Below are 20,778 nucleotides of genomic sequence, written 5' to 3'. Positions count from 1 at the left end.
GGAAATGCGCCAGCGGCGAAAGCGCGCGCGCCGCGCTGCATTAAATGCATGCGCCGTGCCCGTTCACGTTCACGTTCAGCGTGGGCGCGCGCTTCACGGCTTTGCGGAGCGCGTCGATATACTCCCTGAATTCATTCTTTACGGAATATCGCGTGACCGAAGCGTCCCCGTCGCCCCGCATGGCACCCGTCGCAATTCGTGCATACACCGCGACCACCGCGCTCGGCAGCGGACTGCAGGCCCAGGCCACGGCCTTGCGCGACAGCCGCAGCGGCCTGCGCCGCAACGATTTCGGCGCGCAGCCGCTGCCCTGCTGGATCGGCCGCGTGGACGCGCTGGAGACCTTGCCGCTGCCGCCGGCGCTGGCCGCCTGGGAATGCCGCAACAACCGCCTGGCCTGGCTGGCGCTGCAGCAGGACGGCCTGCGCGAGGCGGTCGCCGCCGCCGCGCAACGCCATGGCGCCGAGCGCGTGGCGGTGGTGATGGGCACCTCCACTTCCAGCATCGGCGCCAGCGAAGAGGCCTATACCCGGCTCGACCACGACGCCGAGGGCGCGCGCTTTCCCGCCGACCTGGAGCGGCCGATCGTGCACACCCCGCATTCGCTGGGCGATTTCGTGCGCGCCGCCACCGGCCTGCGCGGCCCGTGCATCACCGTGGCCACCGCGTGTTCGTCCAGCGCCAAGGTGTTCGCGCAGGCGGCGCGGCTGATCGCCGCCGGGGTGGTGGATGCGGCCCTGGTCGGTGGCGTGGACACGCTTTGCGGCAGCGTGCTGTTCGGCTTCAATGCGCTGCAATTGGTGTCGCCGGAGCTGTGCCGGCCGTTCGACGTGCGCCGGATCGGGCTGTCGCTGGGCGAAGCCGGCGGCTACGCGCTGCTGGAGCGCACCGATGCCGCCGCCGCGCCGCCGGCGCTGGCGCTGCTGTGCGGCTATGGCGAATCCAGCGACGCGCACCATATGTCCGCGCCGCACCCGCAGGGCCTGGGCGCGCGCCTGGCGATGGGCGGCGCGCTGCAGCGCGCGGGCGTGGACGCTGCCGAGATCGGCTACCTGAACCTGCACGGCACCGCCACCCCGGCCAACGACAGCGTCGAGGCCGCCGCGGTCGCCGCGCTGTTCCCGGCCACCCTGCATGCCAGTTCGACCAAGGCCTGGACCGGGCATACGCTGGGCGCGGCGGGCATCGTCGAGTCGGTGTTCGCGCTGCTCGCGCTGCGCGACGGCCTGCTCCCCGGCACCCTCAACAGCGAACAGCCCGATCCGGAGTGCGGCCCGCAGATCCGCTTCGCCAATGCCCACGCACAGGTCCGTTACGCGATGAACAATTCCTTCGGCTTCGGCGGCAACAACTGCTCGCTGCTGTTCGGCCGCGCATGAGCACGCCGATGTTGACCGCGACCCTCGAAGGCATCGGTTTCTGGACCGCGGGCCTGCCCAGCTGGGCGGCCGCGCGCGCGTTCGCCGCCGGCAGTGGCGGCACCGTGGACACGCCGGCGCGACCGGCCTCGCAACTGCTCGCGCCCAACGAGCGGCGCCGCGCGCCGGACACGGTGGCGGTGTCGCTGGAAGTGGCGCTGGCCGCCTGCCAGGACGCCGGCCGCGATCCGGCCGCGCTGCCGTCGGTGTTCACCTCCACCCACGGCGACCTGGCGATCACCGACTACATGTGCACCACGCTGGCCAGCGATCCGCTGGCGATCTCGCCGACCAAGTTCCACAACTCGGTGCACAACGCCGCCGCCGGCTACTGGACCATCGGCGCCGGCGCCACCGTCGCGGCGACCGCGATCAGCGCGCACCGCGCCAGCTTCGCGCAGGGCCTGCTGGAAGCGCTGTCGCAGCTGGCCGCCGGCGAGGCGGCGGTGCTGCTGGCCGGCTACGACAGCCGCTCGACCGGTCCGCTCGGCCGCATCTCGCACAGCGAGGGCCTGCTCGGCGGCGCGCTGGTGCTCGGCGCCGCGGCGCTGCCCGGCAAGCCGCGCCTGCGCGTGCACCTGGCCGATGGCGACGCCAGCGCCTGCGACGGCGCACTGGCGCGGCATGCCGCCGGCAATGCAATGGCGCCGATGCTGGTGCTGTTCGACGCACTGGCCGCCGGCGCCGCCGGCTGCACGCTGGATGCAGGCGGCGGCCGCTGCCTGCACGTGGAGCTGCAGGCATGAGCCGGATCGCGCTGAGCGCCGCCGATGCCGCGATCCTGATTCCGGCGCTGAACGAAGCGCTGCGCATCCGCGAGGTGGTCGGCGATGCGCTGGCGCACTGCCCGCGGGTGATCGTGGTCGACGACGGCTCCGACGACGGCACCAGCGACTGCATCGCCGATCTGCCGGTCACCCTGATCCGCCATCCGCAGCGGCGCGGCAAGGGCGCCGCGCTGCGCAGCGGCTTCGCCGAAGCGCAGCGCCAGGGCGCGCGCGCAGTGATGACCATGGACGGCGACGGCCAGCACAGCGCCGCCGATTTCCCGCGCCTGCTGGCCGCGGCCAACCGCCATCCCGGCTGCGTGATCGTCGGCGCGCGCCTGCGCAAGCGCGCCAGCCAGCCGACCATCCGCCGCATCGGCAACGACTTCGGCGACTGGGGCATCGCCTGGGGCTGCGGCTTCCGCCTGGTCGACAGCCAGAGCGGGCAGCGCCTGTATCCGCAGGCGGTGTACACCCTGCCCAACGTGCCCGGCGAGGGCTTCGTGTTCGAGGCGCAACTGCTGATCTCCGCCGCGCGCCAGGCCGGCGCGCGCGTGGTCGCGGTGCCGATCGAGACGCGCTACGCCAACCAGACGCCGGGCAGCTTCCGCAAGAGCCATTTCCGCCTGGTGCGCGATCTGTGGAAGATCACCTCGCACGTGATCGCCCAGGTCTGGCAGTACGGCCACGTGGTGCGCGAATACCGCCGCGCCCGCGCCAACCCGGTACTGATCGACGACGCGGCCGGCGAGTTCGCGGCCAAGCCCCTCCCTTTGGACAAGGAAGAAGCGACATGAACGAACGGCATGCGGATGTGGTCATCGCCGGCGGCGGCCTGGCCGGGCTGACCCTGGCCCTGCAGTTGCGCCAGCGCGATCCGCAGCTGCGCATCAGCGTGCTGGAACGGCGCGCGCATCCGGTGCGCGAGGCCGCGTTCAAGGTCGGCGAATCCTCGGTGGAGATCGGCGCGCACTACTTCGCCGACGTGCTCGGCCTGCACGAGCATCTGGAGAGCGAACAGATCCGCAAGTTCGGCTTCCGCTTCTTCTTCTCCGACGGGCGCGAGGACATCGACCGCTGCACCGAGCTGGGCGTGAGTCAGCTGCTGCCGACCCCGTCGTGGCAGATCGACCGCGGCCGCTTCGAGAATTTCCTCGGCGAACGCGCACGCGCGCTGGACATCGAATTCATCGACGGCTGCACGGTGCGCGGCATCGATCTGGCCGACGACGACGCCGACCACCAGGTGCGCTACGAGCGCGACGGCGAAGCGGCGACGCTGCATGCGCGCTGGGTGGTGGACGCCAGCGGCCGCGCCGGCCTGCTCAAGCGCAAGCTGGGCCTGGCCCAGGACAACGCGCACCACGCCAACGCGGTGTGGTGGCGGGTGGACGGGTTGGTGGATCCCAATGCCTGGTCGCAGGACAGCGCCTGGCTGCAGCGCTGCACGCCGCCGGACCGCTGGCGTTCGACCAACCACATGTGCGGCCCGGGCTACTGGTTCTGGCTGATCCCGCTGTCCTCCGGCGCGCATTCGCTGGGCATCGTCTGCGATGCGCAGATGCATCCGCTGGAGACGATGAACACACACGAAAAAGCGATGGCCTGGCTGCACACGCACCAGCCGCAGGTCGCGCGCACGCTCGAACAGAGCCAGCACGCGCTGCAGGACTTCCTGTTCCTGCGCAAGTTCTCCTATGGCTGCAAGCAGGTGTTCTCGGCGCAGCGCTGGGCGCTGACCGGCGAGGCCGGCGTGTTCCTGGATCCGTTCTATTCGCCGGGCAGCGACTTCATCGCCATCTCCAACACCTACATCTGCGAACTGATCGGACTCGATCGCGCCGGCCGCACCATCGCGCCCTACACCGAGTTGTACCAGCAGCTGTATTTCTCGTTCTACGAGAACACCCTGACCCTGTACCAGAACCAGTACCCGCTGTTCGGCGACGCGCAGGTGATGCCGGTCAAGGTGATCTGGGACTACACCTACTACTGGGCGCTGCTGGCGCCGCTGTACTTCTCCGAACGCATCGCCGATCTGCCCATGCTGGGCCGGCTGCGGCCGGAGTTCACCCGCGCGCGCGCGCTCAACCTGGGCATGCAGGCGCTGTTGCGCGACTGGGGCCGGCACAACGACGCGCAAGGCCGGCCGGACGCCGATGGCCGGCTGCTCGACCAGTACCTGATCGGCTGGTTCCACCAGCTCAACGCGGCACTGCGCGAGGAGCTGGACGACGCGGCGTTCCTGGCGCGCCTGCGCGGCAACGTCGCGCGGATGGGATGGCTGGCGCGCGAAGTGCTGAGCCAGGCGCGTGCACAGCATCCGCAGATCGACGACCACGGCCTGGACGCGCTGCTCGCCGACATGCTGGAAGGCGAGAGCTCGCTGGCCGACACCTGGTACGCGCGCGCCGCGTGAGCTGGCGGGCGGGCGCCGGCCTGCCAGCGTGCGCAGCGCCCCCCTGGCCGCGTCATTGCTTGGGCAATGCAGGCGGCGTTGCCTGGACCGAACCCTCGGCGGCACCCGGCTCGCCCTGCTCCGCCTCGTCCGGCTCGCCGCCGAAGCGATCGAACACATCCGGATCGAACAGGCTGGCGTTGGCGATGTCGCCGGTGGAGATCACCTTCGCCGCCGGCAGTTCGGAACCGGAGAAGATGTCCTCGGAGTAGTTTTCGGTCACCACCACGCGCAATGTCTGCGCATCGCGGTAGCCGCTCCACACCGGAATCATGCGCAGGTACGGCGAAGCGTCGGCGCGCAACGGCGGAATCCATTCCAGCCAGCCGGCATAGACCTTGCGGTCCTTCAGCGACAGTAGCACCGGCACCGGCGCGAGCAGGCCGTCGCTGGTCTCCAGTGCGTCCAGGCGATCGGCCGGATGCACCTGCGCATCCAGCGCAGCCTGTTCCGAAGCCGAGCGCGGCGGCAGCAGGCGCGACAGCCAGCGGCCCAGACGCAGCGGTGGATGCCACAGCATGCGGATCGCCAGTTCGGCGACGAAGCCGCGGGTCCGGACCTGCTCCACACGCAGCACACTGAGGAAGAACAACCGCTCCAGGCTGTTGTAGGTGCCGGTGCCATACAGCCACAGCGCCGCTTCGTCGCGCGGCCAGAACCAATTGATCCACACCCGCAGCGCCAAGCAGACTAGGAAGGCGAGCAAGGCGGTGCCGATGCCCGGATACGGCGCGACCAGATGCAGCAGCCGCCAGGCCTCCTGACCCCAGGCGGTGGCCATCAACAGCACCGCCAGCACCCGCGCGAGCGCCAGCGCGACGATGCCGACCAACGCCGAGGCCAACAGCAGTTGCTCCTTGCCCTGGCGCGATGCCCAGTAGGAGGTGATGAAGGTGAAGTTGACGAACAGGTAGCCGCCGATGAGCGGCAACAGCAATTGGTTGAAAGGCATTCCTTGCCCCTGCGGCTATTTGGAGCGCTTCGCCTCGACGTGGCCCCTGACCGTACGCGCCAGCTTGCTCACCGCCTGGCGTCCGGACTCGCTGTTGAAGAACGCTTGCAGGTCCACGCGCACGCCGGACCCGGTGAACACGGCATAGGTCCGGTCCTTGAGTTCGGACACGGTCGCGACCGTCCCGCCAGGGATCCGGCTAGGGCGCTTCTTGATGGCAGGAACAGCGGACATGCCCCGACTATAGGCCCGGCCCACTCGCATTCCAAGTGCCGCGCCGCGGGCCTCAGCCCATGCCGCCATTGATCCCGATCACCTGGCCGTTGATGTAGCCGGCCGCGTCCGAGCACAGGAAGCCCACCAGCGCGGCGACCTCGTCCGCCTTGCCGGGGCGACCGGCCGGCACCAGCTGCTTGATCGCCTCCGGCGCGAACGCCGCGCCGGCCATCGCGCCTTCGATCACCCCGGGCGCGACCACGTTGACGCTGATCCCACGGCTGGCCATCTCCCGTGCCAGCGACTTGCTGGCGCCGTGCAGCGCGGCCTTGGCCGCGGCGTAGTTGGTCTGCCCGCGATTGCCGAGCACCGCCGCCACCGACGACACGCTGACGATGCGCCCCCAGCGCGTGCGCGCCATCGGCAGCAGCAGCGGCTGGGTCACGTTGAAGAAGCCGTGCAGCGACACGTCGATGACCCGGTGCCATTGCGCCGCGCGCATCCCGGCCATCGGCGCGTCGTCGTGGATGCCGGCGTTGTTGACCACCACCTGGATCGGCCCGGCCTCCAGCAGCGCCGCCAGCGCCGCGGCGCTGGCATCGGCATCGGCCACGTCGAACGCCACCGCCTCGGCGCTGCCGCCGGCGGCGGCGATCTCCTGCGCCAGCGCCGCGGCGCGTGCGAGATTGCCGTTGGCGTGCACGATCACGTGCAGTCCGTCCGCGGCCAGGCGCCGGCAGATCGCACCGCCAAGGTCGCCGCTGCCGCCGGTGACCAGGGCGCGGCGCGGAGAGGGAAGCTGTGGCATCGGGTTTCCTCGGCCGCGGACGCGGCGGAACATGGGCGGGCCGTCATCCTAGCGATTCGCGGGCATGCTGCCACGCGCCAATGCCCGCTCGCGGCGCAGCGGCCGATGAGCGAGGCCGTGGCGCCGGCCGCTGCGCGTCCGAAGCGGCGATTGCCGGCACGGTCATGCGCGCTTCCCGCGACCCTGCGTCTGCGCGCAAGCCGCTGTGGGCGGCGATGCGCGAGGCCGGGTTGGGTTCAGGACCGGGCCAGCTCGAACTGCTCGACCAGCGCCTCGATCAGCGCCTGGATACGGGCGGTCTTGTAGAGATCGGCATGGGCCACAAGCCAGACGTCGAAATCGGCGTGGCGATCCGGCATGAGCCGCATCAGTTCCGGCTCGGTGTCGGCGCGGTAGCAGGGCAGTTCGGCGATGCCGATCCCGGCCACCGTGGCATCGACGAGGGCAACCGAGGAGGATGCGCGGAGCACCACCCTCCCGCTGCCGGCCGGTTCCCCGCAGAGCGTGGCCGGCGCCGTCGGCGCCACCGGCTGGTGGTAGGCGACCAGATCATGGCCTGCAAGGCCGCTGCCCGGGGCCGGGGTGCCGCGCACGGCGAGATAAGCCCGCGAGGCATAGATTCCCGTCTGCAGCGTCGCCAGGCGGCGCACGATCAAATCGGGCGCGTCCGGGCGCACGGTGCGGATGGCGATATCCGCCTCGCGCCGGGTCAGGTTGGCGACATCCTGCGAGGTCAGGCAGGCGACCTCGATGCCGGGGTGTTGGCCGCGCATGCGGGCGATCGCCGCAAGGACGAAGCGCTTGCCGAGGGAATCGGTCGTCGCCACCCGCACCGAACCGGTCAGCCGTTCGTCCAGGCCCATCACCCGTCGCTCCATCTGCGCGACGGAGCGTTCGACCGCCTCGACCGGTTCGACCAGCGCCTCGCCGGCAGGCGTGAGCACGTAGAGCGAGGGCGTGCGCAGGAACAGCCGCGCGCCGAGCTCTTCTTCCAGTGCCGCCAGGCGCCGCCCGACCGTCGCCTGATCGACGCGCAACTGCCGCGCCGCGCCGCGCAGCGTGCCAGCGCGCGCGATGGCCAGGAAGAACCGCGCATTGTCCCAGTTCATCGCAGCCCTCCCGAGCGCGTGGGCGCTGACGCATTCATGCATCAGACGTACGCAAATATACTGCTTTGATGCATCACGCGCATTCGTAGAATCGGATCCAGCAAGAGGTGTCCGATGATGCGATGCGATATTCCAAGCCCTTCCCGCGCCGATGTTCCTGGCAGCGGCGACCATGGACCGATCTCGCCAAGGCGGCGCAAGGCGACCTTGTGGCTCGTCGCCGGCGGCATGTTCATGGCGGTGCTCGACGCCACCATCGTCAACGTCGCGCTGCCGGCGTTGCGCGCCGATCTCGCCGCGACGGTCGGTGGCCTCGCCTGGATCGTCGATGCCTATACGTTGAGCATGGCGGCGCTGATCCTGGCCGGCGGCGTTTTGGCGGATCGTTGGGGCGGCAAACGGGTCTATCTCGCGGGATTGGCGTTGTTCGTCCTGGCTTCCGCCCTATGCGCGGGCGCCAGCACAGTGGCATGGCTGGTCGCGGCCCGGCTGGTGCAAGGCATCGGAGCGGCGCTGTTCCTGCCCGCCTCGCTGGCCGTGGTGCGCGCGACCTTCGACGAGGCCGGCGAGCGAGCGAGCGCGATCGCGACATGGGCCGGTATCGCTTCCGTCGCTGCAGCGCTCGGCCCGGTCGGCGGTGGCCTGCTGGTCGGCAGCTTCGGCTGGCGCAGCGTCTTCTTCGTCAACGTGCCTACGGGCTTGTTGGCCTTCGCGCTGACCGCCCGGGTCGTGCGCGACCGCTCGACGCCGCGCCCGCAGCGGTTCGACTGGGGAGGGCAGATCGCCAGTATCGCAGCGCTCGGCGCGCTCTGCTTCGTCATGATCGAATGGCCGGATCAGGGATCGAGGTCACCTGCCATCTGGCTCGCCGCGGCCATCGCGGTCGGCGCCGCCCTCGGCTGGGTCGCGATCGAGCGCCGCGTGCACGTCCCCATGGTCCCGCTCGCGTGGTTCCGCAATCCGGTCTTCGTCGCGGCCAACCTCATCGGCTGTCTGGTCTATGTCGGCTATTTCGGGATGCTGTTCATCCTCAGCCTCTACCTGCATGATGGCGATGGGCTCGACGCGCACCACACCGGGCTGGCCTTGCTGCCTGTCGCGGCGAGCCTGTCGATCGGCAATGCGATCGCCGGAAGGCTGCAGCCGCGCGTGTCGCCGCGCCGGCTCATCGCCGGCAGCCTGCTCCTCGCCGCCGTGTCTGTGCCGTTGGCGGCGCACTTGCTGGCCGGACATGCGTCCTGGCTAGCGATCGCGGCGGCGCTCGCCGTGTTCGGCGCGGGCACGTCCGCTTCGGTGCCGCCGATGATCGCGGTCGTGCTCGAGCAAGTGCCCGATACGGCATCCGGTGTCGCATCCGGCCTGTTGAACGCGCTGCGCCAGGCCGGCAGCCTGCTTGGCGTCGCGGCCGCCAGTGCGGCCTCGGCATTGGCGCCGCAGCTGGTCACCGCGCTGTGGAGCGTCGCCATGCTGGCGGGCAGCGTCTACCTCCTGGCCGCTGCCGCAGCGGTCGGCTGGATCGCGCCCGCAGTCCGGCGCGGCGGCGGTGGCGGCGGCGTAGCGAGCGGGATTCGAACCGGACTCGAGCGGGACCCCTAGGGCGCGACATCAATTCCCGAGTACGCCGCATTGGGCCTGGTAGGCGCGCCCCCGCCGAGCCCGCTGGGCGCTACGCCGCGCCCAGCATCACCGTGGCGCGGCCTTCGGCCAGCAGCTGGTCGCGATGCACGATGCGGAAGCCGTACTGCTGGCTGTCCTCGGCCTGCAGCAGCACGTCGGCCTCGCACTCGATCGCCTCCGGCAGATCCTGCAGCTCGGCCACATGCAGCTGCACCCCGCGCAGCGCGACCAGCATGCCCGGGCGCACCGGCTTGCCGCTGGCGCGGCCGAGCAGGCCGCCGTGCACCGCCATCGCCTGCGCGCCGTACTCGCACAGGTGCAGCGCGCGCAGGCGGCCGCCGCTGCGCAGCGGATGCGCGCTGGCGCGGTGCGCGTGGCTGCGCAACACGATGCGCTGCGCGTCCCAGGCGAGCACGTCTTCCCACAGGCACATCAGGCCCTGGTGCGGCACCAGCGCCGCGATCGCGTCGCGGCCGCGCGGAAGCTCGGTCATGCAGCGTCTCCTAATGCGCCACGGCCGGCGCGTCGCTGGCGGTCTCGCGCGAGATCAGCAACGCCAGCACGAAATTGAACAGCACGCCCAGCGCCACGGTGCTGCCGATCGCGCGCAGCACCGGGATGCTGGAGGCGGCCAGCAACGCGAACACCAGCAGCGTCATCAGGCTGCACACGATCAGCGCGTGCAGGGTGCGCAGCTGGTCGGCGCGGTCGTCGCCGGCATGGTCGAAGAACAGCGCGTAGTCCAGGCCCAGGCCGGCGGCCAGGATCAGCGCGATCAGGTGGAACAGGTTCAGTTCGACCCCGCAGCCGCGCAGGATCGCCAGGATCAGCAGCGTGGTCAGCGCCATCGGCAGCAGCACGCGCGCGATCCGGCGCGGCGTGCGCAGCGCGATCGCCACGGTCAGCGCCAGCAGCAGCGCGGCGATGCCGAGCGCGCCGAGCACGCGCCCGCGGTAGGCGGCGACCAGCGATTCGGAGGCCTCCTTCAGGTCCATCAGTTGCGCGCCGCTGCCCTGCACCGCGCCGGCCAGCAGCGCCGGATCGCGCAGGCCGGTCAGCGACACCAGCGCGGTGGCGCGGTCGGCGCGGTCCAGCAACAGGCCATCGACCGTGGTTGCCAGCGGCGTGCCATGCAGGTCGCGCGCGGTCAGCGGCGGCGCATTGCGCGCGCGCTCCAGGTCGGCCAGGAACGGGGCGAAGGCATCGGCACGGAACGGCGTGGCGGCGACCGCCGCGGCGGTCAGCGCGCGCGCCTGCGCCGCGTCCGGCAACGCCGCCTGGCGCCGCTGCTGGGTCGCCGCGCTGGGCAGGTAGCGCGCGGCCATGTCGTAGCCGGCCAGCTCGCCGCGCGCGACCAGCGCATCCAGGCGCGGTCGCAGCCGTTCGGACGCGGCCAGCGCGGCGTCGGCGGAGGCGGCCGGCAGCGCCAGCACGTAGCGCACGTCGGGCGCGCCCAGTTCCTTGCGCAGGTGCGCGTCGCGGGCCAGGCCGTCGGCCGGCACCGGGGTCAGCTTGGACAGGTCGTTCTGCCAGAACGGGCCCGGCGCGAACGCGATCACCGCCGCCGCGACCAGCGCCAGCGGCAGCAGCGACCAGCGCGGCCGCGGCAACCGCGCGATGCCGCGCCACAGCCGCGCCAGCGCCGGCGAATCGGCATGGTCGCGCGGCGACGGATCGATCAGCGCCGGCAGCAGCAGGCGCGTGGTCAGCGCCGCCACCAGCAGCCCGGCGATGGTGAACACCGCCAGCTGGCGCAGGCCGTCCACGCCGGAGAACAGGAAGGTGACGTAGGCGATGCAGGTGGAGACCACGCCGGTGGCCAGCGTCGGCCACAGGTGGCGCGCGTTGGCGCGCGGATCCAGGCCCGGGCGCTGATGGCTGAACAGGTGGATCGGATAGTCCTGGACCACGCCGATCAGGGTGAAGCCGAACGCCACGGTGATGCCGTGCACGCCGTCGAACAGCAGCGCCACCGCGCCCAGCCCGGCCAGGCCGGCGCTGGCCAGCGGCAGCACGCCGAGCACCGGGATCTTCCAGCTGCGGTAGGCGACCAGCAGCAGCACGATCAGGCCCAGCGTATCCAGCATGCCGATCCACTGCGCCTCGTTCTGGGTGCGCCCGCCGATCTCCACCGAGAACGCGCCGGGGCCGGTCAGGGTCAGGCGGCTGCCGCTGCCGGCGCTGGCCTTGGCGAAGGCGGCATGGATCGCGTCCACCGCCTGCTGCTGCCCGGTCGGATCGAACCCGGCGGCGCGGGTCTGCGCGACCAGCAACGCGTCCTTGCCGGCGCGGTCGAACCAGACCCCGTCGCGCTGCTGCGGGCCGCCGGCCGGCTGCAGGCTTTCGGCCAGGTGCAGCACTTCCAGGGTCGGATCGCGCGGCAGCAACGGCTCGACCATCGCCGCGGCCGGCGAGCCCAGGTCCTGCAGCCGCGCCTGCAGCGCGTCGGCCAGGGTGGCCGCATCCAGCGGCTGGGCGTCGAAGCTGTCGCTGAGCAGGTAGCGGTAGGCCAGCAGGCGCTCGGGAATCGCGTCCAGGCCGGCATCGGCGCCGTTGGCGACCAGCTCGAAGGTGTCGCGCTGCGCGGCCAGCTGCGCGCGCAGCGCCTGCGATTGCCGCGCCAGGGTCGGCGCATCGGCGCCGGACAGCGACATCAGCAGCAGCCGCGAGCCCGGGCCTTCGCCGAGTTCGTCGAGCAGCAATCTTTGCGCGGGGGTCTGAGCTTCGGGCATGAACTTGCGCAGATCGCCCGAGACCTGCAGCACGTTGCCCAGCCAGATGCCGGCCACGGTCAGCAGCGCCAGCCACAGCAGCGCCAGCGAGATACGCGCCTTCGAACTCAATCCACGTTTCATCGCTGCGACCACGCAAGCGCCAGCACGTTCTTACCCGGGGCCACGCGCAGCACGGCCCGCCCGCAGCGATCGCAGGCGGACATCAGCGCGCGTCGCCGTGGCACAGCGCGGTCAGCGCCTCGGTCTCGGCCAGGCTGGCCGCGTCGCGCGCGGCGCCGGCCAGCAGGGTGCGCTGCACGTCGCCCTTGGCCGGGGTGGTCTCGATGCAGCGCAGCTCGGCGCCGCGGCCGTACAGGCGCAGGCTGCGCACCTGCGCGGCCAGCGCCGGGTCCTTGGGCTGCAGTTGCAGCTGCCAGCGCTCGCGCGTGCCGCTGCTGCTCAGCGCGTAGTGCTGCTGCAGCTGCGCCTGGTCGCCGGACAGCAGCGCGCCGAAACCGTTCTGCAGGCCGGCCAGTTCCGGCACCCGCGCCAGCGAGAAGCGCCGCGGCGGCTTGCCGGCGCGCTCCAGCGTGGCTTCGCCGCCGCGCAGGGTGGTGGTCTCGCGGTACGGCGCGGTGACCTCGCGCACCAGCGTGTCGGTGTCCGGGCGCCGGTACTGGCCCTGCACCCGCAACGGCGCCTTCAGCAGCGCCGAGCCGCGCAGTTCGACGAACTCGGTGCTGACCGGGACCGGCCGCGCCAGCTTCTGCAGGATCCAGCCGGGGTCCAGCGGCTCAGGCGACGCGGCGCACAGCGGTGCGGCGCTGCACAGCAGTATCAGCATCCACGGCAAGAGGCGGCGCATCGGCATGGCGGTTGTTCCAGAAATCGTAGAAGTTGAACCAGTTGTACGGCGCGGAGCGCGTGTAATGTTCCAGCCTGGCGGCGTAATCGCGGATGAGCGCGGCCAATGCCGGCGCACGCTGCCGGCGCGGCAGGTCCAGGCCTTCGCTGAAGGTCTCGAACACCAGCTGGTAGCGGTTGCCGCCGCGGTACAGGCCGAACGCCAGCACCACCGGCACCTTCAGCGCCGCGGCGATCAGCCACGGCGAGGTCGGGAACATCGCGCCCTGGCCGATGAACGCGGCCGGCAGCGCCGGGTCTTCCGGGCGCGGCCGATCGACCAGCAGCGCGACCAGCGCGCCTTCGTCGGTGGCCTGCTTGATCGCCATGACGATCGAGGTGCTGTCCATGCCGGCATCGATGATGTTGGCCGCCAGCTGCGGGTTCAGCGCGCCCAGCAGTTCGGTCATCGCCGGGTTGTGGGCCTTGTCCAGCACCACCTTGACCTGCACGTCGGGGCGCTCGGTGGCCAGCACCCGCAGCGCGTCGAAGCTGCCCAGGTGCGAGCCGAAGATCAGCACGCCGCGGCCGCGGTCCATCTGCGCGTGCAGTTGCTCCAGGCCCTGGATGTCGACCCGGAAACGGTGCATCTGCCCGCACAGCATGAACACCCGGTCCAGGATGGTCGAGGCGAAGGTGTGGATGTGCCGGGCCACGTCCAGCAGCGTGGCCGGGCGAGCGAACACGCGGCCCAGGTAGTCGCGCGAGTCGCGACGCTCCGGGCCGCGCACCAGCAGGAAATACACGGTGATCGGATACAGCAGCAGGCGCCCGAGCGCGCGGCCGCCGTAGCGGGCGATGCTGCGGATCAGCCACAGCGCGAAGCGGCCACCGCCCTCGGGGCGGTGTTTCCAGCTGGCGCTCACGGGGCCGCCTCGGCGACCAGGTCGCCGCTGACCAGCAGGTCCTCGCCGCGGCGCACGCGGAAACGCCAGCGCGGCGCGGCGCCGTCCAGTTCCACCCGCGCCGGCTGCCCGGGCAGCAGCGGCTGCAGGAACTTCACCTGCGGCAGGCGCAGCGGCCCGCACGCACCGTGCGCGGCCTCCACGGCCTGCAGCACGTGGTCCAGCACGACGACGCCGGGCACCACCGGGTGGCCCGGGAAATGCCCTGGCAGGCTGGGATGATCATGCGGTACGACGAAATCCATAAGGCTGGCGACTCAGATCCTGGGTTCGAGCATGGCACGGACGGCCTGGTGTGCGCGCTGGGTCAGCTGTTGCCGGTCCAGCGCGCCGTCGGCGCCGTTCACGTTGATCGGCGTGCCGATCCGCACCCGGATCACCCCGGGCCGCACCCGGAACAGGCTGGTCGACGGCAGCACCTTGCCTGCTCCGTCCAACGCCACCGGCACCACGTCCACGCCAGCATCGATCGCGGCCTGCAGCAGCCCGGCCTTGAAGTCGGCCAGTTCGCCGTTGCGGCTGCGGGTGCCTTCCGGGAACAGGCACAGGTCCTGGCCCTGGCGCAGCAGCGCCGCGGCCTGGCGCCGCACCATGGCGCCGGCGCGGCGGCTGTCGCGGTCCAGGAACAGCATGCCGGTGGCGCGCGCGTACCAGTTCACGAACGGCACCTGCAGCATTTCGTCCTTGAGCAGGAAGCGCAGCGGCACCGGCAGCGCCGCGAACAGCGCGCAGATGTCGATGATCGACTGGTGATTGCTGACGAACAGGTGGTTGCGCGACCAGTCCACCCGCTCCTGGCCTTCCACTTCGAAGCGCACGCCGGCGCCGAAGAACAGCACCGGCGCCCATACCCGCGCACCCATGCGCAGCGGCAGCCGCGGCCCGGCCAGCAGCAACAGGCCCAGCGCCACGACGATGCCCAACCCGGTGAACGCCAGGGTGAACAGCAGTTGCAAGGTATTCCACACGGCCCAGGCCATGCGCGACGGCATCCCTGCCTGCGGCATCTTCAGTTTGTCCTTGATGATCTGCACAAGCCTCTGCATCCCCCGATGCGCGCGTCAGCGCAATAGATCGCGCCAAAAAACCGGCCCCAGCCGCGCCAGCTGGTGCAGGAAGTCAGGCAGATTACGGTAGGGACGCTGCGGAAACCAGCGCCCGCGCAGGAAGTACTCGCCGACGAAGAAGCCGCCGATCACGCCGTAGCCCAGCAGGTTGGCGATCAGCGAGGCGCGCGCATCGCCGATCGGCACCGGCGAGGCCTGCCCCAGCTGCGCCAGCACCCCGCTCGGCACGGCGCACAGCGCCAGCAACAGGTTCAGCAAGGTCATGGCGGCCAGCAGCAGGGTCCAGGCCAGGGTCAGCCGGCGCGTGTAGCGCAGCTGCTCCGGGGTCAGCGGCAACCCGGCCTGGCGATACAGTGCGTCGACGATGCGCGAGATCAGCGGGGTGCGCCCGCGTTGCAGGCTGCGCCCGAAGAACCAGGCCACCCAGGCGGTGAACAGCACCGGCGGCGCGGCCAGCAGCAGCAGCGCGTGCGGCGAACGCCACAACGGCGCCAGCGCGGCCAGCGCCAGCAGCGCCAGCGCCCAGGCCCACGGCCGCCGCCGCGCCATCGGCTCCACCAGCACCATCAGCACCAGCGCCGCGCCGGCCAGCACGGCCAGATCGGGACGGTGCGCGGCGTTGGCCCAGTGCGCCAGCGGCGAATACGCCAGCGCCAGCACGACGCCCAGCGCCAGCGCCCACGGCGCGGCGGCGGCCGGGTCAGCTGGTCTTGTTGGCTTCGACATGCGCCGACAGCGCGCGCAGCGAGGCGAAGATGCGGCGGTTCTCGTCGTTGTCCGAGCGCAGCTGGAAGCCGTAGCGCTTGCTGATCGCCAGCGCCAGTTCCAGCGCGTCGATCGAGTCCAGTCCCAGCCCGGTATTGAACAGCGGCGCCTCCGGATCGATGTCGCCGGGCTGCACGTCTTCCAGGTTCAGGCTCTCGACCAGCAGCTCGGCCAGTTCACGTTCGGCGGCGGTTTGCGAAGACATCCAGGGGCTTCCAGGCGGTGAGGACAGGTGCGACAAGATGGTGCATCGCGCGCAGCGACGCAACTGTCCGACCCTGGCAGGCAAGCTATCATGGCATCCGTCTTACATGTCCAGCGCAGGTTTTTCAGGATGAATTCCACCGCCTCTGTCCGCGCGTCCGCGCCGTCCCCCGCCGCCCCACAGGCGCCCGCGGCGGAAACGCCCGACGTGCTGGTGATCGGCGGCGGCCCCGCCGGATGCGCCGCGGCGACCCTGCTGGCGCAGCAGGGCTGGCAGGTGATCCTGCTGGAAAAGGACCGCCATCCGCGCTTCCACATCGGCGAATCGCTGCTGCCGATGAACATCCCGATCCTGCAGCGGCTGGGCGTGCTCGAGCAGGTGCGTGCGATCGGCGTGCTCAAGCTCGGCGCCGATTTCCCCAACGACAGCGGCGGCTACAACACCTTCCGCTTCGCCAAGGCGCTGGACGCGCAGTCCGACTACGCGTTCCAGGTGCCGCGCGCCGACTTCGACCGGGTCCTGTTCGCCCACGCCCGCGCCGCCGGCGCCGATCTGCGCGAAGGCATCAAGGTCGAAACCGTGCAGCTGGACGGCGCGCAGCCGCTGGTGCAGGAGCGCAGCGCCGACGGCGTGCACAGCTTCCGCCCGCGCTACCTGATCGACGCCAGCGGCCGCGACACCTTCCTCGGCAACAAGCTCAAGCTCAAGCGCGCCAACGCCCGGCACCAGTCGGCGGCGCTGTTCAGCCATTTCCGCGGGGTGGCGCGGCGCCCTGGCGAGGACGCCGGCAACATCAGCATCTACCGCCATCCGCATGGCTGGATGTGGCTGATCCCGCTGCCCGACGACGTGATGAGCGTCGGTGCGGTGTGCTACCCGGACTACATGAAGACCCGCCAGGGCGACAGCGAGGCGTTCCTGATGCGCACCCTGGCGCTGAACCCCGACGTGGTCGCACGCATGGCCGGCGCGCAGCGCGTGGCGCCGGTGCACGCCACCGGCAACTACGCCTACGAGTGCACGCGCATGAGCGGGCCGCGCTGGCTGATGCTCGGCGACGCCTATGCCTTCGTCGATCCGATGTTCTCCTCCGGCGTGTACCTGGCCATGCACAGCGCCGAGCGCGGCGCGGCGATGGTCGATGCGGCGCTGCGCGATCCGGCGCGCGAGGCGCGGCTGCAGCGCGGCCTGGAGAAACACCTGCGGCGCGGCCTGGGCGAGTTCAAATGGTTCATCTACCGCTTCACCTCGCCGACCATGCGCGAGCTGTTCGCGCAGCCGCGCAACGTGCTGCAGGTGGAACAGGCGGTGGTGGCGATGCTGGCCGGCGACGTGTTCGACAACCGCGCGGTGCTGCGCCGGCTGCGCGTGTTCCGCGCGATCTACGCCATGTCCGCCGCCGCGATGCTGCCGCGCGCCTGGCGATCCTGGCGCCAGCGGCGGCGCCAGGCACGCGAACAGTTCCACGGCGACACCTTGCACGGAGACAACCGATGAGCCGGCCGCACCCGCAGTTCCCGCACCACGAGCAGCGGCATCCGCAGCTGCAGGTGGACTACGTCGCCGAGACCGATCCGGGCGAGCTGCTGCGCGACGCACGGGTGCTGGCGGTGTTCGGTTTCGGCAACGACGCGCCGCGCCGCGCCGATCCGCGCTACCTGCGCGTGCCGCTGCAGCCGCACGGCCCGCGCATGCTCGAGGTCTGGCGCACCGACGCGCCGGTCAGCAGCGGCCACGACGGCGACATCGCCTGGGCCAGCGACGGGCGCCTGCAGTTCGGCGTGATCGAGATCGACGAGCAGGCGCTGGACATCGAAGAAGCCTCGGCCCTGGCCTATGCGCAGATCACCGCCTTCGTCGCCCGCAGCGCCACGCCGCGCCTGCTGCGCATCTGGAACTACCTCGACGCGATCACCCTGGGCAGCGGCGACCGCGAGCGCTACCGCCAGTTCTGCGTCGGCCGCGCGCGCGGCCTGGGCGACTTCGACGCCAGCCAGCTGCCGGCCGCCACCGCGGTCGGCCGCTGCGACGACGCGCGGGTGATCCAGATCTACTGGCTGGCCGCCGCGCAGGCCGGCACCCCGCTGGAAAACCCGCGCCAGGTCAGCGCCTACCGCTATCCGCGCCAGTACGGCCCGCAATCGCCGAGCTTCGCCCGCGCGATGCTGCCGCCGGCCGGCAGCGACATGCCGCTGCTGCTGTCCGGCACCGCCAGCGTGGTCGGCCACGCCTCGATGCACACCGGCCAGCTGCTGGCGCAGCTGGAGGAAACCTTCGCCAACTTCGACGCGCTGCTGGCCGCCGCGCGCACCCACAGCCCCGACCTGCCGGCGCAGTTCGGCGACGGCACCCGGCTCAAGGTCTACGTGCGCGAAGCGGCCGACCTGCCGCTGGTGGCCGCCGCGCTGGACGCCCGTTTCGGCGACCGCGTGCCGCGCCTGCTGCTGCACGCGGTGATCTGCCGCAACGAACTGGCGGTGGAGATCGATGGCGTGCATGGGTGAGCTGGCGCGCGGCCGAGCGCGCCAGCTCGCCATCGCCGCGACGGCGGGTGCGGTTCGCTCGCGCGGGCGTCGAGCAATGCAGGACGCTCGGCCGCGACCGCCGCCGCGGTTCGCCACTCGCAGATGCGCGCACCCCAATCCCAAGTAACGTCGCCAGCTGCTCGGCGGCGTTGGCTCCAGATCCTCGCACTGGCATGCCATGTCCGACAGTCGCCGCAAGATCGTGATCGTGTCCGGCGCCCCTGGCGCAGGCAAAACCACCTTGGCGGTACCGCTCGCCACACGGCTCGGGTTTCCGCTGTTCTGCAAGGATTTCATCAAGGAAACGCTGACCGACAGCCTCGGCGACAGCGGCGGCGATCTCGCCGCATCGCGCCGGATCGGCGGCGCGGCGATGGAACTGCTATGGTCGCTGGCGCGCCAAGCGCCGCACGCGGTGCTGGAAGCCAACTTCCGGCCGCGCAGCACATACGAACGCGACAAACTGGCCAGCCTGGACGCGGTCATCGTCGAGGTTCACTGCGACTGCGGCCCCGACGAAACCGCCCGACGCTTTCGGGATCGCGCCGCGGCCAGCGCGCATCATGCAGCGCATCCCTTGAAAGAACTGCCGCCGGACATGCTTGCGCAGTACGCCGGACCGGTGCGGCTGGGGACCGTGATCGCAGTGGATACGCGGATGCCGGTGGACCTGGAGCGGCTCGTGGCGAAGGTATTGAGCGCTTTGTGCTGAATCGCCGCAAGCCACAGCATGCCCGGCTTCAGCCGCGACAGGGCATTGCCGAAGCCCGCCCTGGGCTGCCAGGACGGCGGCACGGCCACAGCACAGCAACGGACAGGGCGCGGCCGCTAACGCCCCGGCATCGCACGCGATGGCTCGTCCATGCCGCGGGCGAGTTCCTGCTGCTGCGCGGTGCGCTGCTGCTCCTGCGCGAGCGCCTGATTGGCCAGCGCCAGCTTCTGGTCCGACTGCTCCACCGGCGTGGCCAGCGCCTGTTCCACCGGAACGATCGCGCGCTTCATCGCCGGATCGTCCAGCGCCCCCTGCACGGCGATGAGATTGCCGGTCTTGCCCAGCACGACGTGGTCGACCCGATCCAGCGCATTGCCCGCCAGCGAATAATCGGCCTTGCCCGGATACATGTCGCGGTTGTCCTTGCAGGCCGCCAGCAGGCTGCGGCTGAGACGTTCGCTGTCGTCGTCGTAGGCCTTGCCCAGGCCAGCATCGAGCTTGCGCATGCCGGTGCGGATCTGTTCCAGCAGGGCGTGATCGGAATGCTCCGGGTGCGTGGGATCAGAGCCATGTGGAGGCGTACCGCCGTGTCTGAAGGCAGGCTCGACCTCAGGCAACTGATTTGCGACTGGAGCGACATGCCGGTGGGTGTCGATGGTGTGCTGGAACAATCCTGCGGTAGGCGGTTGCGTACTGCTGTCCAAATATGGCAGCGGTTGCGTGTTCCGGCCAAGGTTCAGTCCGTTTTCCTCCAGCAGCGGCTCGCGCAGATGCAGGCGCGATAGATTCAGCATCATTTGCGGGGTGTTGTCACCGGGCTGCGGCGGATGCAGCGAACGCTCCGTCTGCGCAATGAACGAGATCGGATTCACTGCGTAGTAATTCGGGTAGTCCGAGTTGCCGAGAGCACCCAGGCCACCGGGGTTTCTAGCCGGCTTATCGAAATAGTTCTGCCCCATCGCTTCCAGATTGGCAGACGTCGGGCTGAGCGTGAGGTCATGATTTATACTTAGATTTGGTTTCAGGCTGTAGGAAAAACCACGCGGACCATTGGTTATATCTATGAAATCGGCCATTCGACCCGGCTGCTCCCTGTAGATTTCCTCCAGCGTGGGATTCGAATTAGCCGCCCTTACTTTGCCCACAATTGCATTCCAGCCTGCAATTTCTGCCTCGGCCTCATCACGACGATTCTGAGCCAGCAAAGTCATGGCAGGATCGGTGTAATCGCGAGGTGCTGGATGATGCCGAGCAATATCTTTAACGGCACTGTCGAAATCCGCGAGTGCTTGCTTGGTGGCAGCAGCATTGAATCCATGTTGCAGTTCGTGACCCAACACGAAGGTGATCTCGCCTGCGGTTGACAACCGCCCTCCTGGCGGCGTAGCAAGTCGCGCCAAGGGGATGCGCATGGCATGGTTTTGAGCATCGTATTCGCCACCTGCATTGGGGTTTGTCAAGGGTAAGACCTGCCTCAAGTGCCGTTGCTCAACAGCCGCGTTAAAATGATCTATCAATGTAGGGGACGCATTTATGATCGCCAGCAAGTTACTGGCTTGATCTTGGGTGACGCCTGGCTGAGCTGCGAACGCAGCAATGACACCTTGAGATTGCGAGCTGAGTGCCGTCATGATGTT

At 70.4% G+C, this 20,778-nt stretch carries 21 protein-coding genes; 8 read left to right on the top strand and 13 right to left on the bottom strand.

Features of this window, described 5'->3' with window-relative positions:
• Positions 1 to 179 precede the first annotated feature (179 nt).
• The 4 genes from NRY95_01520 to NRY95_01505 are packed head-to-tail and all read left to right on the top strand — an operon-like array spanning position 180 to position 4,604.
• Positions 180 to 1,379, top strand: coding sequence for a beta-ketoacyl-[acyl-carrier-protein] synthase family protein (locus tag NRY95_01520; protein ID UYC16690.1), 1,200 nt, complete (start codon positions 180 to 182; stop codon positions 1,377 to 1,379).
• A gap of 8 nt (positions 1,380 to 1,387) precedes the next feature.
• Entirely contained in the window at positions 1,388 to 2,164 is a 777-nt protein-coding gene (locus NRY95_01515) for a beta-ketoacyl synthase chain length factor (GenBank protein ID UYC16689.1), read from the top strand.
• Positions 2,161 to 2,982, top strand: a complete 822-nt coding sequence (locus tag NRY95_01510; protein ID UYC16688.1) for a glycosyltransferase family 2 protein — start codon at positions 2,161 to 2,163, stop codon at positions 2,980 to 2,982. Before NRY95_01515 ends, NRY95_01510 begins: the two co-directional genes overlap by 4 nt.
• A complete protein-coding gene (locus tag NRY95_01505; GenBank protein ID UYC16687.1) occupies positions 2,979 to 4,604 on the top strand; it encodes an NAD(P)/FAD-dependent oxidoreductase in 1,626 nt (541 codons plus the stop codon). The genes NRY95_01510 and NRY95_01505 overlap by 4 nt, the downstream gene beginning before the upstream one ends.
• A gap of 52 nt (positions 4,605 to 4,656) precedes the next feature.
• On the opposite strand, the gene NRY95_01500 is transcribed toward NRY95_01505, so the two are convergent.
• The 4 genes from NRY95_01500 to NRY95_01485 all read right to left on the bottom strand — a co-directional run bounded on the left by NRY95_01500 (position 4,657) and on the right by NRY95_01485 (position 7,728).
• Positions 4,657 to 5,595, bottom strand: coding sequence for a hypothetical protein (locus tag NRY95_01500; protein ID UYC16686.1), 939 nt, complete (start codon positions 5,593 to 5,595; stop codon positions 4,657 to 4,659).
• 15 nt (positions 5,596 to 5,610) lie between these two features.
• Positions 5,611 to 5,766 (bottom strand): hypothetical protein, encoded by a 156-nt coding sequence (locus NRY95_01495; protein ID UYC16685.1) that lies wholly within the window; start codon positions 5,764 to 5,766, stop codon positions 5,611 to 5,613.
• 115 nt (positions 5,767 to 5,881) lie between these two features.
• Entirely contained in the window at positions 5,882 to 6,619 is a 738-nt protein-coding gene (gene fabG / locus NRY95_01490) for a 3-oxoacyl-ACP reductase FabG (GenBank protein UYC16684.1), read from the bottom strand.
• A gap of 236 nt (positions 6,620 to 6,855) precedes the next feature.
• The gene (locus tag NRY95_01485) at positions 6,856 to 7,728 is read right to left on the bottom strand and encodes a LysR family transcriptional regulator (protein UYC16683.1); all 873 of its coding nucleotides are present in this window, start codon (positions 7,726 to 7,728) and stop codon (positions 6,856 to 6,858) included.
• A gap of 207 nt (positions 7,729 to 7,935) precedes the next feature.
• On the opposite strand from NRY95_01485, the gene NRY95_01480 reads away from it, so the two are divergent.
• The gene (locus NRY95_01480) at positions 7,936 to 9,324 is read left to right on the top strand and encodes an MFS transporter (GenBank protein ID UYC16682.1); all 1,389 of its coding nucleotides are present in this window, start codon (positions 7,936 to 7,938) and stop codon (positions 9,322 to 9,324) included.
• 70 nt (positions 9,325 to 9,394) lie between these two features.
• Here the strand turns inward: NRY95_01480 and NRY95_01475 are convergent, their stop codons facing one another.
• The 8 genes from NRY95_01475 to xanC all read right to left on the bottom strand — a co-directional run bounded on the left by NRY95_01475 (position 9,395) and on the right by xanC (position 15,904).
• Entirely contained in the window at positions 9,395 to 9,838 is a 444-nt protein-coding gene (locus NRY95_01475; protein UYC16681.1) for a phosphotransferase, read from the bottom strand.
• A 10-nt stretch (positions 9,839 to 9,848) separates the two neighbouring features.
• On the bottom strand, positions 9,849 to 12,200 hold the full coding sequence (locus NRY95_01470) for an MMPL family transporter (protein ID UYC16680.1): 2,352 nt from the start codon (positions 12,198 to 12,200) through the stop codon (positions 9,849 to 9,851).
• An 82-nt stretch (positions 12,201 to 12,282) separates the two neighbouring features.
• Positions 12,283 to 12,903, bottom strand: a complete 621-nt coding sequence (locus tag NRY95_01465) for a fatty acyl CoA synthetase (protein UYC18463.1) — start codon at positions 12,901 to 12,903, stop codon at positions 12,283 to 12,285.
• Positions 12,854 to 13,828 carry an acyltransferase gene (locus tag NRY95_01460; protein UYC16679.1) on the bottom strand — a complete coding sequence of 325 codons (975 nt, stop codon included), beginning with the start codon at positions 13,826 to 13,828 and terminating at the stop codon, positions 12,854 to 12,856. The genes NRY95_01465 and NRY95_01460 overlap by 50 nt, the downstream gene beginning before the upstream one ends.
• Positions 13,825 to 14,112 (bottom strand): hypothetical protein, encoded by a 288-nt coding sequence (locus tag NRY95_01455; protein UYC16678.1) that lies wholly within the window; start codon positions 14,110 to 14,112, stop codon positions 13,825 to 13,827. Before NRY95_01455 ends, NRY95_01460 begins: the two co-directional genes overlap by 4 nt.
• Positions 14,113 to 14,124: 12 nt before the next feature.
• Positions 14,125 to 14,874: a 1-acyl-sn-glycerol-3-phosphate acyltransferase gene (locus NRY95_01450; GenBank protein UYC18462.1), complete on the bottom strand. Its 750-nt coding sequence runs from the start codon at positions 14,872 to 14,874 to the stop codon at positions 14,125 to 14,127.
• Positions 14,875 to 14,928: 54 nt separating this feature from the next.
• The gene (locus NRY95_01445) at positions 14,929 to 15,660 is read right to left on the bottom strand and encodes a ketosynthase (GenBank protein ID UYC16677.1); all 732 of its coding nucleotides are present in this window, start codon (positions 15,658 to 15,660) and stop codon (positions 14,929 to 14,931) included.
• Positions 15,635 to 15,904: a xanthomonadin biosynthesis acyl carrier protein XanC gene (xanC, locus tag NRY95_01440; GenBank protein ID UYC16676.1), complete on the bottom strand. Its 270-nt coding sequence runs from the start codon at positions 15,902 to 15,904 to the stop codon at positions 15,635 to 15,637. The genes NRY95_01445 and xanC overlap by 26 nt, the downstream gene beginning before the upstream one ends.
• Before the next feature lie 129 nt (positions 15,905 to 16,033).
• Here xanC and NRY95_01435 point away from each other — a divergent pair, with 129 nt between their 5' ends.
• The 3 genes from NRY95_01435 to NRY95_01425 all read left to right on the top strand — a co-directional run bounded on the left by NRY95_01435 (position 16,034) and on the right by NRY95_01425 (position 19,141).
• The gene (locus NRY95_01435; protein ID UYC16675.1) at positions 16,034 to 17,401 is read left to right on the top strand and encodes an FAD-dependent oxidoreductase; all 1,368 of its coding nucleotides are present in this window, start codon (positions 16,034 to 16,036) and stop codon (positions 17,399 to 17,401) included.
• The gene (locus NRY95_01430) at positions 17,398 to 18,408 is read left to right on the top strand and encodes a pteridine-dependent deoxygenase (protein UYC16674.1); all 1,011 of its coding nucleotides are present in this window, start codon (positions 17,398 to 17,400) and stop codon (positions 18,406 to 18,408) included. The genes NRY95_01435 and NRY95_01430 overlap by 4 nt, the downstream gene beginning before the upstream one ends.
• Before the next feature lie 199 nt (positions 18,409 to 18,607).
• Positions 18,608 to 19,141, top strand: a complete 534-nt coding sequence (locus tag NRY95_01425; protein UYC16673.1) for an ATP-binding protein — start codon at positions 18,608 to 18,610, stop codon at positions 19,139 to 19,141.
• 116 nt (positions 19,142 to 19,257) lie between these two features.
• Here the strand turns inward: NRY95_01425 and NRY95_01420 are convergent, their stop codons facing one another.
• Positions 19,258 to 20,772 carry a hypothetical protein gene (locus tag NRY95_01420; GenBank protein UYC16672.1) on the bottom strand — a complete coding sequence of 505 codons (1,515 nt, stop codon included), beginning with the start codon at positions 20,770 to 20,772 and terminating at the stop codon, positions 19,258 to 19,260.
• Between the last annotated feature and the right edge of the window lie 6 nt (positions 20,773 to 20,778).

Origin of the sequence: Xanthomonas campestris pv. phormiicola (assembly GCA_025666215.1) — a bacterium.
Taxonomy (GTDB): domain Bacteria; phylum Pseudomonadota; class Gammaproteobacteria; order Xanthomonadales; family Xanthomonadaceae; genus Xanthomonas_A; species Xanthomonas_A campestris_A.
The sequence above is the reverse complement of the archived record's forward strand: the minus strand, read 5'-3'. Positions and strand labels throughout refer to the sequence as shown.